This is a genomic window from Streptomyces sp. NPDC002004 (assembly GCF_053593975.1).
In genome coordinates, this window is sequence record NZ_JBSFDP010000005.1 from 23,188 (window position 1) to 35,899 (window position 12,712).

At 73.7% G+C, this 12,712-nt stretch carries 8 protein-coding genes; 1 reads left to right on the plus strand and 7 read right to left on the minus strand.

What is annotated here, in order from left to right; genetic code table 11:
* Positions 1 to 21 precede the first annotated feature (21 nt).
* Genes ACWCP6_RS10420 through ACWCP6_RS10430 form a run of 3 tightly spaced genes read right to left on the minus strand, consistent with a single transcriptional unit; the run spans position 22 to position 3,686 of the window.
* Positions 22 to 417, minus strand: a complete 396-nt coding sequence (locus ACWCP6_RS10420) for a DUF742 domain-containing protein (RefSeq protein WP_450931971.1) — start codon at positions 415 to 417, stop codon at positions 22 to 24.
* 9 nt (positions 418 to 426) lie between these two features.
* Positions 427 to 867, minus strand: a complete 441-nt coding sequence (locus ACWCP6_RS10425; protein ID WP_450931972.1) for a roadblock/LC7 domain-containing protein — start codon at positions 865 to 867, stop codon at positions 427 to 429.
* Positions 864 to 3,686, minus strand: a complete 2,823-nt coding sequence (locus ACWCP6_RS10430; RefSeq protein ID WP_450931973.1) for a sensor histidine kinase — start codon at positions 3,684 to 3,686, stop codon at positions 864 to 866. The genes ACWCP6_RS10425 and ACWCP6_RS10430 overlap by 4 nt, the downstream gene beginning before the upstream one ends.
* A 446-nt stretch (positions 3,687 to 4,132) precedes the next feature.
* Between ACWCP6_RS10430 and ACWCP6_RS10435 the strand changes: the two genes are divergently transcribed.
* Positions 4,133 to 4,558, plus strand: coding sequence for a hypothetical protein (locus ACWCP6_RS10435; protein WP_450931974.1), 426 nt, complete (start codon positions 4,133 to 4,135; stop codon positions 4,556 to 4,558).
* 115 nt (positions 4,559 to 4,673) lie between these two features.
* Here ACWCP6_RS10435 and ACWCP6_RS10440 read toward each other — a convergent pair whose 3' ends face one another.
* The 4 genes from ACWCP6_RS10440 to ACWCP6_RS10455 form a co-directional block, all read right to left on the minus strand.
* On the minus strand, positions 4,674 to 9,356 hold the full coding sequence (locus ACWCP6_RS10440; protein WP_450931975.1) for a hypothetical protein: 4,683 nt from the start codon (positions 9,354 to 9,356) through the stop codon (positions 4,674 to 4,676).
* A 46-nt stretch (positions 9,357 to 9,402) separates the two neighbouring features.
* Positions 9,403 to 10,296 carry a hypothetical protein gene (locus ACWCP6_RS10445; RefSeq protein ID WP_450931976.1) on the minus strand — a complete coding sequence of 298 codons (894 nt, stop codon included), beginning with the start codon at positions 10,294 to 10,296 and terminating at the stop codon, positions 9,403 to 9,405.
* A 55-nt stretch (positions 10,297 to 10,351) separates the two neighbouring features.
* Positions 10,352 to 11,878 carry a hypothetical protein gene (locus ACWCP6_RS10450; protein WP_450931977.1) on the minus strand — a complete coding sequence of 509 codons (1,527 nt, stop codon included), beginning with the start codon at positions 11,876 to 11,878 and terminating at the stop codon, positions 10,352 to 10,354.
* A 94-nt stretch (positions 11,879 to 11,972) separates the two neighbouring features.
* Positions 11,973 to 12,662, minus strand: coding sequence for a GntR family transcriptional regulator (locus ACWCP6_RS10455; RefSeq protein WP_450931978.1), 690 nt, complete (start codon positions 12,660 to 12,662; stop codon positions 11,973 to 11,975).
* Positions 12,663 to 12,712 lie beyond the last annotated feature (50 nt).

Sequence of the window (12,712 nt, forward strand, 5' to 3'; positions counted from 1 at the left end):
CTGTCTCCGCTTCCGCACTGCTCAGAGTGCCCGGAGGCCATTGATCACGTCGCGCAGAATACTCTCGTCCGGTAGTTCGGCGGGCGGAACGGGCCGGGTGACATGCACCAGCCTGTCGGCGACCAGGTCCCCTATGAGGACGCGTATCACGCCGATCGGCAGGTCCAGCTCGGCGGCGAGCTCGGCGACGGACTGGGGGGTGCTGCGACAGCGTTCGACGATGTCGACGTGCTCCGGGGACAGGGTCTGGTCCGCCTCCGGGTCGCCGACCCGGGGTTCGGTGACGACCACGGCGATCAGGTCGAGGCGGTGCTGGCCCGCGGCCGTGGTGCGGCCGCGGGTCATGGCGTACGGACGCACCACCGGTCCGGCGTCGTCGTCGAACCAGTGGGGTGTCCCGAGACCGTCAGCTCTCATGCCATCCCACTACCCACCTGCGGGCACGTCGGCGCGTGGTGCCGTGGCCAGATGCGGGCCGACTCGCTTGACCAGCAGCGTCATCTCGTACGCCACCTGGCCGACGTCGGAGTCGGCGTCCGACAGGACGGCCAGGCAGCTGCCGTCCCCGGCGGCCGTGACGAACAGGAAGGCGTCGTCCAGCTCGACCACGGTCTGGCGGACGCTGCCCGCCTCGAAGTGGCGGCCCACGCCCTTGGCGAGGCTGTGGAAGCCGGAAGCCACGGCGGCGAGGTGCTCGCCGTCCTCCCGGGTCAGGTCCTTGGACACCCCGGTGGGCAGGCCGTCGCCGGAGAGCACCACCGCCTTGCGGATGCTGGCGACACGCTCCACCAGTTCGTCCAGCAGCCAGTTGAGCTCGCCGGTTGCTCCGGGCGTCGCGGTGTGGCCGGTGGCGTTCGGTGCGGTCATCGACCGTCCCCCTCAGATGTCGTTCCTGGTGCTGTGCCGTCGGGTGCGATGTCGCCCGCGGCGTTCTCCTCGCGGCCTCGCTGCCAGCCGCGCTGGAGCGAGGCCATCCGGCTGCGTACCTCGTCGGCGTCGCGCTCGACCGGGCCGGACAGCTCGGTGCCCGGGCCGGCCTCGCGGTCCGTGCGCCGGTCGGGGCCCGCCTTGAGCTGGGGTGCGAGGTTCGCCTGACGTACCCGGCGGGGCAGCCCTCCGACCCTACCCAGCGTGTCGTCACCGCCCCGGCCGCCGGTCCCTGCGTCGGTGGTGCGAACGGCCGCTTCGCCGTCCGGTGGCGCCGTCTCGGCGGCAGGCCGCGGGCCGCGTCGGCGCCTGGGCAGTTCCGGCGGCGTGCCGCCGCCGGGACGGCCGGGCTCCGGTGTGCCGCCGGAGAGCGCACGGCCCGGACCGCGCTCCGCGGGTTCGGGCGGACTCGCCCCTTCCGTGCCCCGGTCGGCCGGGTCCCTCTCCCGGGAGACGCCGTGGGAGACCGGGCGGCCGTGGGAACTGACCAGCTTCGGGGTACGGCGGCGCGGCAGCGGCACGGGGCCGTCCGCCGGACCGTCGGCACCGGGCCGTGCCGGGGGTCCGTGCGGCTCCTGCGCGTCGGCGGCCTGCTGGTGCTGACCACCGGGTGTCGCGGCGAAACCACGCGGGCGGAAGAGCCCACCTCGTTCGCTGTCCTCGTCGTCGATGGCACCCGGGAACTCGTCCAGGTCGACGGCGGCGACCGGGGCCTCCAGCTCCACCGGTCCGTCCAGGACGGAGGCGGGCAGGCCCGGCAGCCGTGCCGGCACCTGGGTGAGCGCGGCCCTGGAGGTGTCGCGGCCGGGGCGCTGCCCGGCGTCGCGGCCCGGCCGGTCGAGCCGGAACCCGGCGCCCTCGGTGTCGGGGGCGTCGGTGAGGAGCGCGTCCGGGATGAAGACGACTGCGGTCGTGCCGCCGTAGGGCGAGGGCTGGAGGGAGACACGGACGTTCTGCCGCTGCGCGAGCCGGCTCACCACGAAGAGGCCGAGCCGGTCGGTGTCGGAGAGTTCGAACTCGGGGGTCTCGGCGAGACGGAGGTTGGCGTCGAGGAGCGCTTCGGGCGGAATGCCGAGGCCGCGGTCGTGGATCTCCAGAGTGAAGCCGTTGGCGACGCGCTCGCCGAGTACCTGCACGGCCGTGTGCGGGGGCGAGAACACGGTGGCGTTCTCGAGGAGTTCCGCGACCAGGTGGGTGATGTCGGCGACGGCCGGACCGGTGATGGCCAGGCGCGGCAGCCTGCGCACCTCGATGCGCTCGTAGTCCTCGACCTCGGCGACCGCGGCGCGGACGACGTCCATGAGCTGTACGGGCTTGCGCCACTGTCGGGACGGGGCGGCGCCGGAGAGAATCACCAGGCCCTCGGCGTGCCGCCGCATACGGGTGGTGAGGTGGTCCAGCCGGAACAGGTCGGCGAGTTCGTCGGTGTCCTCGGTCCTGCGTTCCATGCTGTCGAGCATGGTGAGCTGCTTGTGCAGCAGCACCTGGGAGCGGCGGGCGAGGTTCACGAACACCTCGGATACACCCCGGCGGAGTTCGGCCTGCTTGACGGTGGCCTCGACGGCGGCCCGCTGCAGGGTGTTGAGGGCCTGCCCGACCTGTCCGATCTCGTCCTCGCCGTATTCGAGACGGGGGACCTCGGTCTCCACGTCGACCTGTTCGCCGGCGGCGAGGCGGCGCATCACACCGGGCAGCCGGACCCCGGAGGCCTCGTGGGCCTCCAGACGCAGACGGCGCAGGTCGCGCACGAGGCTGCGGCCGATGCGCACCGACAGGAACAAGGAGAACAGGAGCGCGGCCAGACCGAGTACACCCGCGACGGCCGCACGCAGGAGGACGCCCATCGCGACGGGCTGGACGCGGCGCTCGTACCGGTCGGTGGCCGCCTCGTCGCGGCGCGCGAGGTCGTCGAGGACCTTGCCCGCCGCGGGGTTCCAGCTCGCGCCGGTGACCTCGTCCGGAAGGCGTGCGGCCGAGCCGGTGATGGCCGTCTCGGCGTCCCGCAGCGGTGTGGTGTCCGGGCTCTGCCAGTAGCGCTCGTAGCGGCCGCGGTCGTCCTCGGGCAGGAGCGGCAGGTTCACGTCGTACAGGATGGTGCGCTGCGCGATCAGGTCCGAGACCTGCCGGACCTCGGCCCTGGTGATGCGATGGGCGACGAGCGTCGAGCCGATCAACGCGTCCTCGCGGGACAGCAGTTCACGCGCGAGGCCGACGCTGACGAGGGCGCGGCCCTGCTTGTCGAGCTCCGCGTCGTCGAGGCCGTGGAGCGCCGACTGGAAGCCGAAGCAGGGCTGGATCAGCCTGTCGTACATGTCCAGGGCGGTGGCCCTGCTGACGGTGCGCCGGCCGACGGCGCCGCGCAGCGACTTCATGCCGTCGAAGGCGTCGAGTATCGAGGTGAGGCGGCTGTCGGAGTCCGCGGTCAGCTCGTCACGGAGATCGGCGTCCGCGGCGTTCGCGCGGACCTTCGCCACGAGCCTGTCGGTGGCGGCGCGGCTGCGGCGGAGCGCGGTCAGTGCGTCGGAGGCGCGCGGATCGGCCAGATAGACGAGGCTCTGGCGGCGCTCCTGCTGGACGGCGCGGATCGTGTCCTCGATGGGGTAGCCGAACTTGTCGACGACCCGGGCCACACCGAAGAGCTGTCTCGCCTCCTCGCCGGTCACCACGGTGGCGAAGCCCCAGATCGCGGTCAGGGACACCAACGGGACCAGTAGCAACGCCACGATCTTCCGGCGGATGGACTTCCCGCGAAAGCGCATGGCCTCCCCCAGCTCGACCCCCTGCGGCCGGGGGTGCACGCGTGCGTCAACAAACGGCGTGAGCCTACTACTGACGTGGGACCAACTCGAAGACGTGTCCGGACGCTTTCGGGCCATGACCCAAAACCGTGGTCCCGAGTTGTCCACTCATTGGGGGAGATTGCATCCCCGGTGGTTGCACCTGACACGCGGCACCATCCGTCCGGCTGTTGAGACCAGTTGGCCGGAATTCTTCGCCGAACGGGAATCTTCCGCCCGACTCGTACGTCCATCCATACGGGAGTCGAGATCCGGATGGGGCGCGGGATGGGGCCACATGTACCTCATGCGGCTTCCGGGCGGCGTAAAGCGGCGGAAGCCGGGCAGCCACAGGGAGTCGGATGCGGTGAGCCGCCTGTCCGGTGCACCGGACGAGCAGTTGCAGGACGGTGGGGAGTGAATCAGTGATGGACAGGGTCGAGGACCGGGAGCACCCGGTGCCCCACAAGCCATTGTGGGTGGAGGAGCCCGCGCGTCGGTTCCGGATGCCCGATCCGGTACGGACCGCCGCGGTCCGTGCCGTGATCATCGTGGCCGTGACACTGATACAGGCGATGATCGCGTTCCTCTGCACGCTCGCCGGCTCGTGGCTGGCCTTCCCGATGGTGCTGAGCAGCGTGGGCTGCACCGTCGTCGCGACGTGGAGCGTGCTCGACGTCTGGATCACCCGCCAGGTGTGGAAGCAGCGGTACGGGGTCGTGTCGGCACCCAGCAGTACGGTCAGGCAGGCCCGCCGCGAGCGGCGGGCCACCCCTCAGGAGCGGGCCGCACCGGACGGCACGCAGGAGCACATACGCGGGCGGAGCCGGTCGCACCAGTTGTCGCACACGTAGTCCGCGCCAACGCCCCGGGTACGTGGTCCGTGCCACCGGCCCGGCCCCGCACACATCCGCCGGGACCGCCGGCGCCGGGACGGAGGCCGCGCCCCGCCGCCGGCGGCGCGGACCGTCAGGCGCCCTGGGCCGGGGGACGCTTGAACATCCGCGTAGCGGTGATCTCGCCGTGCACCGTCTCCCCGGCCGGGGCCTGCTGCGGGAGCCCCGGCCGCAGGTGTTCCTCCACGCTGATGTACTTCAGCCCGGCCCGCAGGTCGGCGTCGTTGCGCAGCCGAATGACCAGCGGGAACTCGGCTAGTGCGGTCGTGTCGAACAGGCCCGTCGTGTACAGCAGCTGCACACCGAGCGCGTCGGACACGGCACGCTGGAGCTCCAGCAGATACGTGGCGTTGGCGCGGCCGATGGGGTTGTCGAGGAACAGGGTGCCCGCGTGGCGGTGCTTGTCGCGGCCGCGGTCGTTGGAGCGGAGTGCGGCCATCGTGCAGTACAGAGCGATGGCGGCGGTCAGCAGCTGGCCGCCCGAGAACACGTCGCCCATCTGCCCGACGGGGACGCGCTCGGCGCGCAGCACCGCGTCCGGCTTGAGGATCTCGACGGAGACGCCCTTCGGCTGGAGTGCGGCGCCGACCCCGCGCAGCAGCAGCGACATACCGTCCCGGCGCAGGTCGGAGTTCTTCCGGACGGCGGCGCGGGTGGCCTCGTCGACGACCTCGCCGAGCCGTTCGGTGAGGGTCGCCTGGTCCGGCTCCTCGAAGCGGATGCGCAGGAACTCCTGCCCGGACCACTCGCCGAGACCCTCGGGCAGCCGGGACAGCCGCTGTGCCGAGCGGAGCGTGGCGAGCGCGGACTCCACCAGTCCGCGCATCCGGTCCACGATCGAGTCGCGGTTGCGCTCCAGCTGCGCCAGCTCGTCGGTCAGGACGCGCAGGCGGGGCGCGAACGCCTCGGCCCACTTCTGCGCATGCTCCGGAAGTGCGGAGGCCGGCAGTTCGCGGATCTGCTGACGGGCGGGTGTGCGCACCTGCTCGTAGCGGGTTGAGTTGGCGTGCCGGACGAGGATGTCGCTCGCCTCGCGGACCGCGGCCTCCGCGGCGGAGAGGTCGGCGGCGCAGCCGCGCAGGGACCGGCGGGCCTCCGCCGCGGAGCCCCGCGCCTCCTCGATGCCGCCGGGGTAGGCCTCGGGCTCCTCGCTGCCCTCGGCTCCCTCGGCGTCCTGGTGTTCCCGCAGCAGGTCCCGCAGCAGCGCGGCCGTCTCGTCGAAACCGCCGGCGGCGTCCTCGGTGGTGCGGTGCGCGGTGAGCAGCTCGGCGTGGGCCTCCCGCGCCTGGCCCAACGCCTCGGTGCGGGTGGCGAGTTCGGCGGTGGCGGTGCGCAGCAGCGTCTGGGCGTGTTCGGTGTCGGAGGGCACCAGGTCCTCCGGGAGCCCGGTGTGCTCCTCGCCGTCCTCGGGCGCGTGCCGTTCGGCCTCGCCGCGGAGCCGGCCGAGCTGTTCGGACGCGGTGGAGGTACGGGTCTCCAGGAGCTGGACCAGTTCCTCGGCGCGCGCGGCGGCGGCCTGCCGGGAGGGGCCGTCGGCCCCGTCGGGGGACTGGAGGAGCTGGGCCGCGCGGGTGCGCACCTTGTTGCTGAGCCGGTCCAGCTCGGCGAGTGCGGCGCTCTCGTCGCTCTCGGCCCGCGCCTGTTCGGCCCGCAGGTCCGCGCCGACGCCCACCTTCTCGTACACCTGGGACGCCGCCCGGTACGCCTCACGGAGCGCCGGCAGGGAGGCCCGGGGCTCCTCGGGGGTGTCGTCCTCCGGCACGTCGTCGGGGGCACCCGCGATCTCGGCGCGCTCGGCGCGCAGCGCACGGGCGGTGCGGCGGGCGTCGTCGGCGGCGCGCTGGGCGGCGCGGCGATCCTCGTCTGCGGCGCGGGCGCGCTCCAGACAGGCCTGGGCGCGGGCCTCCGACTCGACTGCCTCGTCGGCGAGTTCACGCAGCTTGACCTGCCATCCGGCGCGCTCGCGCAGCCGGAAGGCGAGCCCGGCGAGGGCATCGGCGGCTCGGCGGGCGCGCTGTGCGGCCTCCTGCCGCTCGTCGCGCACCCGTGCCGCGTCGGCGGCGGTCTCGTCGGCCTCGGCGCGTGCGGTGCGTGCCTCGGCCAGCTCCTCCTCGGCCTCGTCGGCGAACGCGCGTGCCGTCTGCGCCGCCTCGGCGAGCTCGGCGAGGCGCCCGGCGGGGCATCCGCCGCGCCAGGAGGCGAGGCGGGCTGCCAGCTCTCGGTCCTTGGCGAGCCGTGCGGCGAGCGCCCGGATCTCCTCGTCCCGCTCCACCGTCCGGGTGCGCAGCGCCTGCCGCTCCTCGTCGGCGGCGTGCTCGTCGTGCATGGCCGGGTTCGGCGGGACCAGGAAGACGTTTCCGGCGTCACCTTCGCCCGTGCCGGGGTCCGGTGCCGGGGCGAGGAGGGCGGCGGCGGTGCCGACGGCGACGGCGGAGCGGGGCAGCAGGGCGGCCTCGCTCAGCGCCTGGCGGGCGCGGGCGTGGGTGTCGGGATCGGTGATGATCACGCCGTCGACCAGTTCGGGGCGTGCGGCCAGTACGCGCGCGTGGTCGGCGGGGTCGACGGCCTGCGCGAGGTAGCGCCAGCCGGGCAGCGCCGGGATGCCGTGTTCGCCGAGGAACTCGACGGTCGCCAGCACGTCGGGGCCGGGCGGGAGCAGTCCGCCGTCACCCAGGGCGCCGAGGATGCGGGCGTCGTCCGCGGCGGCGGTCCGCAGCTCGAAGAGCTGCCGCTCGGCCGAGGCGACGGCGTCGTCGAGGAGCCGCTTGACGTCGTCGGCGTTGCGGTCGAGGTCTTCGGGGGCGAGCGCGCCGCCCTCCCGGTGCGCATCGTCGCGGTGCGGTGGGGCCGTCCCTTCGGCCGCACCGGAGGAGGTGCGGGGGTGCGGGACGCCGGCCACGGGGGCGACGGCACCGGCGAGACCCAGCAGCTCGGCCAGGCGCTCCTCCCCCGCCAGGGCCTCGGCCGCGCGGCGCTCCGCGTCGTGGGCGCGCTGCGCCGCTTCGGCGGCGTCCGCGGCGCGCGCGGCGGTCAGTTCGGCACGGGACTCGGCGGCCGCCGCCTCCCTGGCGGTCTCGGTGGCCCTGCGGGACGTCTCGCGCGCGGTGTCCCAGGTGGCGACGGCGGTCTTCTCGGCGTCGCTGGCGGCGAGCGCGGCGCGCGCGGGGTCGGCGTCGGGCGCGGAGTCATCGAGCCAGCCCGCACGGACGGCCTCGGCGGTCTCCTGCTCGACCTCGCCGAGGCGCTGGCGCAGATGCACCGATTCGCTGCGGGCGCGCTGTGCCTCGGTGGCGGCGGCGGTCGCGTCGCGGTGGGCGGCCTCGCCGGCCTCCTGGAGTGCGGCGGACCGCTCCTCGCCCTCGTTGGCGAGTCCTTCGGCGTCCTCGGCGGCGGCGTGCAGCGCCCGGACGAGGTCGGCCGCGGCCTTGGCGCGGGCGGCGAGGGCCGGTGCGGCGTCCCGCTCGGCCTCACGGATCGCGGCGGCCACGCGTGCGGAGCGGTCGGCGGCGGCCCGGTGCCGCAGGACGGTCTCGGCGGCTTGCCAGGCGGCGTACAGGGTGCGCGCGTCGGCGAGCTCCCGCTTCTGCGCGGCGGCCGCCCGCTCCGCTCCGGCGAGGGCCAGGGAGGCGTGCCGGTAGGCGAGTTCGGCGGCGACCAGGGCGCTGCGCTCGCGCGCCGTCTCCGCCTCGGTGACGGTGTGGGCGGCGGCGGTGACACGCTGGGCGAGGTCGGCGGCCCGGCCGCGCTCCTGCACGGCCCGCGCCGACAGCCGTCGCGCGAGGGTGCGGGTGCGCCGCTCGGCCCCGGCGTGGATGTCCCGGGCGCGGGTACGGGCCTCCGCGGCCTCGACGATGCGGCCCAGCAGGTCCACGGAGCCCGCGGTGAAGTCGCGTTCGGCGATGAGTTCGGCGCGGCGGCCCAGCTTGTTGCCGAAGCCGCCGACGAGGTCGGCGAGCCCGTCGGTGTCCCGGGTGTCGGTGACCGCGCGCAGCAGCAGGTCCGTGAAGTCGGAGTCCTTCTTCACGGCGAAGAGGCCGGCCGCCTCGCCCTCGTCGGCGTTCATCTCCCGCTGGTAGCGGAAGAGTTCGGGGTCGAGACCGAGTTCGCCCAGGTGCTCGGTCCAGCGCTCGTGGATGTCCTCCCAGTGCACGTCGAGGTGCGGATACGTCTTCCCGGCCTCGGTGAGCGCGTCGCGGAAGCCCTTCATGGTCCGGCGCCGGCCCTGTGCACCGGAGGCGCCCTCGACGGGCGGACGCACGGCGGTCGACTCGGCGACCGGGAGGTTGTCCAGGCTCAGTCCGGGTCCGGGCCGGAAGGAGTACCAGGCCTCCGCGAACTTCCGGGGATCGTTGGAGACCTGCCGTCCGCGCCACTCGCTGGCCTTGCCGACCACGACGCACTCACCGGTGAGCGTGTGCTGCCACTCCAGTGCCACGTGCCCGCAGTCGTCGGCGAGCAGGAACTTGCGCAGCACACCGGAGCTGGCGCCGCCCAGGGTGTTGCGGTGGCCGGGCAGCATCACCGAGAAGATCAGCTTGAGCAGCACCGACTTGCCGCCGCCGTTCTCCAGGAAGAGCACGCCCGCGGGCGCGGGGCGCCGCGGCGGCCCGACGGGCTCCTCCTCGAAGAACTCCGCCTGCGTCGGCGCGGGGTCGGGCACGGGCCCGCCGACACCCCGCAGGTCCAGCACGGTGTCGGCGTAGCGCGCACCGGCAGGCCCGATGGAGTAGAGGCGGACCCGGGACAGCTCGTACATGGCGGCGGACTCTCGTGACTTCGTGAGCGAAAAGGGGGTGCGGCGGTCAGGAGTGGAACGGCAGGCCGGAGTCGGCCACCAGTTCCAGGTCGTCGGTGTCCTCGGCGGGCAGCAGCGTCGCGCTGCCGTCGGTGACGGGCACGACGCCGAGTTCCAGCAGTTCGGCCATGGCGGCACTGCCGGCCATGTCGCGGACCTGGAGCTGGTAGCGCGCGGTGGTGCGGTACGTCCCTCCGGCGTCGTCGCCGGTGCGCTGGAGGAACCCGGAGTCGGTGAGGAAGGCGACGGCCTTGCCGACGATGCCCGTGGTGGAGCCGGCGAGCCGGCGCGCGTCCTTGGTGGCGCCGGTGGAGCTGCGCCGTGCCCAGATCCGCCAGGCCGCTTCGAGTCCGGGGGCGTCGGTGGCCGGGTCGGTGTTCTCGCCCTGCTGCGCGGCGCGTTCCTCCAGGCGGCGGCAGGCCTGCCGGACGAACGCGTCGACGCCGTTGACGGTGACGCGGCCGATGTAGCCGTCGTCGGCCAGGTCCTCCGGGCGCGGGAACGCGAGGGCGGCGACGGCGAGATGTGCGAGTCCGTGCAGGAAGCGGTCGGCGGAGTCGGTGGATGCGCGACGCGCGTAGTCGCCCATCCGGACGGCGAAGACGGAGTCCTCGGCGGCGGTCACGGCCATGCCCGCGCGCGGGGAGACCTCCAGGACGATCAGGCCGAGTCCGGTGGCGACTGCGTCGGCGAGCCGTGCGAACGGCGGGTACTCGCGGTAGCGGCGCAGCAGGTCGGCGTACTCCTGGTCCCGGGCGGGCTGGAGCTTGGGCTGCAGTCCGAAGGCGACGAGCCGCGCGGCGTCGGCGGCGTCGGCCGGTGTGACGGCGGCCGACGCGCGGGGCACCGTCGGGGTCTCCGGCTCGCCCCACGCGGCGTGCTCTGCGTGGTGCTCGGTCACGGCTGCTGCTCCTCACTGCGGTGGTGCTGGGTCACGGGGGACGGGGCGTCCTGCACTACGCCGCCTCCGTCCGGTCGGCGGCCATGCCGGCGGCGTCCAGCAGGGCGGTGCCGACGACGAGGTCGGCGCCGCCGAACTCCGGGTCGTCGAGGTCGGTTCCGTCGTCGACGGCGAAGAGCAGTTTCTCCTCGCCCTGGCGGTAGGCCGTGCCGACGGGCGGGCTGGCCGCGTGCACGGCCAGCAGGGCCACCAGGTACGGGAGTTCCGGGTCGCGGCGCCGGGCGTCGGCGAGGAGTCCGGAGAGCCGGCGCGGTGCGTCGGCGGGCAGGTCGAGCAGTTCCATGGCGCTCGCCAGCTGCTCCTCGCTGAACCTGCTGTCGTCGGGGGTCGCGATCAGATCGGGCTCGGGCATCTCCGCACCGAGGTGCTCGCGCTCGACGGGCGGCGTGAGCAGGATGTCGACGAGGTCGGCGACGCGGACGGACACGGGCGTGCGCAGTCCGGTGCCGTGCGCGAAGAAGGCGTCGGTCACCCGGGTGGCCTGTTCGGCGGGGAGGGGCAGCACGGGGGCGACGAGCTGTCCGTACAGGTCGAGTCCGGCGCGCGCGGTGGGCGTGGCGAACGCCTGCCGGTCCTGCTCGGCACGGAATAGCGGGCCGGCCTCGAGGAGCCGGGACTGCAACTGGGTGTGGCGGCGGATGCAGTCCTTGACGATGTCGACGAGCTCGGCGGCGCGGCGCTTGTTCTCCGGGTCCTCGGACTCGTCGCGGGCCTTGCGGATGTTCGTGAGGATCGCGTTCTCGTGGCGGTAGCGGTCGGCGACATGGTCGAGCGCCTCGGCGATCATGTCCGGTACGGCGTTCAGCCAGTCGACGGCGCGTACGTTGCGCCGGGTGGCGTCCAGGGCCCTGCGCAGCGTTTCGGAGTACTGCACGGTGCGGTAGCGGGCCTGCTCGGCGGCGAGCTGGGCGTCGGCGAGGCGGCCGCGGCTGACCAGCACCTCGAGCTTGACCTCGGCGGCGATCTGGGCGCTCGTGACGTCGGTGTCGAGGGCGCCCACGAGGACGTTGACGGCCTCGTCGGTGGTCCGCAGATAGACCCCGCCGCCGTAACCCGGCACTTCCTCGATCAGCTTGAAGTCGTAGTCACGGCGGACATAGGTGCCGTCCGGGGCGAAAGTCCCGTAAACCGCACGGAAGCCGCGGTCGACGCTGCCGACGTTGACCAGGTTTTCCAGCACCCAGCGGGCGACGCGCTCATGCTCGGCCGTGGGGCGCTGCGGGGCCTGGGCGGCGATGCGCGGTACGAGCCGGGCCACTATCTGCTCGTGGTCGGCGCCCGTGTCGAAGTCCATGTGGAGGGTGACGAGGTCGATGGCGGAGAGCGCCACCTCCGCCATTCCGTACACCGAGTACTCGCCCGCGAGGTTGGCCTTGCGCACGTCGAGGTCGTGCAGCGGCGCCGTGCAGGCGAGCGCGCGCAGCCGCCGCGCCAGGCCCTCGTCGGCGGCCGGGCCCGGGGCGGGCCGCGGCCCCGCGCTGAGCTGGGGCGGAGCGGTGTCCGAAGCGGCAGGCGAAGTCACGGTGCACAGAGTAGGTCCTCGGTCCGACAACGGTCGAAACGACGCAGATACGACCGGCGCCGGACCGGCACCCGAGCGCTGCGGAACGAGGGCGTCACGCCTCGGCGACGCGCTCCCCGTACACGGCGACGAGCTGTCGCCGCGAGTCGTCGAGGTACTCCGCGAGAAGCCGTTCCGCCTCCTTGCTCCGCCCGGCCTCGAGGGTGTGCAGGATCCGCTCGTTGCGCGCGAGGTAGGGCTCGTGGAGGAGCCGGGGGTCGTCCACCATGTGGAAGGCGAGCCGGAGTTCGGCGAACACGCTGCGCATCACCTCGTCGGTGCGTTCGCTCCCGGCGAGGGCGACCAGTTCGCGGTGGAAGTGGATGTTGGCGGTCGAGACGCCCTTCCACTCGCCCTCCTGCGCGGCCGCGCGGCCCGCGGCGACCGCGGCGGCCACCGTGTCCAGGGCGAACGGCGGCTCGCCGAGGCCGCGGACGACGGCGCACTCGACGAGCCGCCGGGTGCGGTAAATGTCCTCTACGTCCTGAATTGTCAAGACCCGTACGAATACGCCCCGGTTGAGCTCGTGGACGAGCAGCCGTTCATGGGTGAGCAGCCGGAAGGACTCACGCAGGGTGTTGCGGGAGACGCCGAGGGCGCCGCCGATGCTGTCCTCCGACAGCCGCGTTCCGGGCAGGAAATACCCCTCCGCGATGCGGCTCCTGAGGATGTCCGCGACGCGTTCCGCCGTGCTCGTGCGGCTCAGCAGCGCGCGGTCGTCGGCCAGTCCCGTCAGTTCTGACATAGCCGGAATTCAACCGCAGACATGAGATCGAAACAACAGGGGTATTGAGG

Excerpts from the sequence above, each read along its gene's own strand:
- ACWCP6_RS10420 (WP_450931971.1), bottom strand. The coding sequence starts at position 417 with ATGAGAGCTGACGGTCTCGGGACACCCCACTGGTTCGACGACGACGCC.
- ACWCP6_RS10425 (WP_450931972.1), bottom strand. The coding sequence starts at position 867 with ATGACCGCACCGAACGCCACCGGCCACACCGCGACGCCCGGAGCAACC.
- ACWCP6_RS10430 (WP_450931973.1), bottom strand. The coding sequence starts at position 3,686 with ATGCGCTTTCGCGGGAAGTCCATCCGCCGGAAGATCGTGGCGTTGCTA.
- ACWCP6_RS10435 (WP_450931974.1), top strand. The coding sequence starts at position 4,133 with ATGGACAGGGTCGAGGACCGGGAGCACCCGGTGCCCCACAAGCCATTG.
- ACWCP6_RS10440 (WP_450931975.1), bottom strand. The coding sequence starts at position 9,356 with ATGTACGAGCTGTCCCGGGTCCGCCTCTACTCCATCGGGCCTGCCGGT.
- ACWCP6_RS10455 (WP_450931978.1), bottom strand. The coding sequence starts at position 12,662 with ATGTCAGAACTGACGGGACTGGCCGACGACCGCGCGCTGCTGAGCCGC.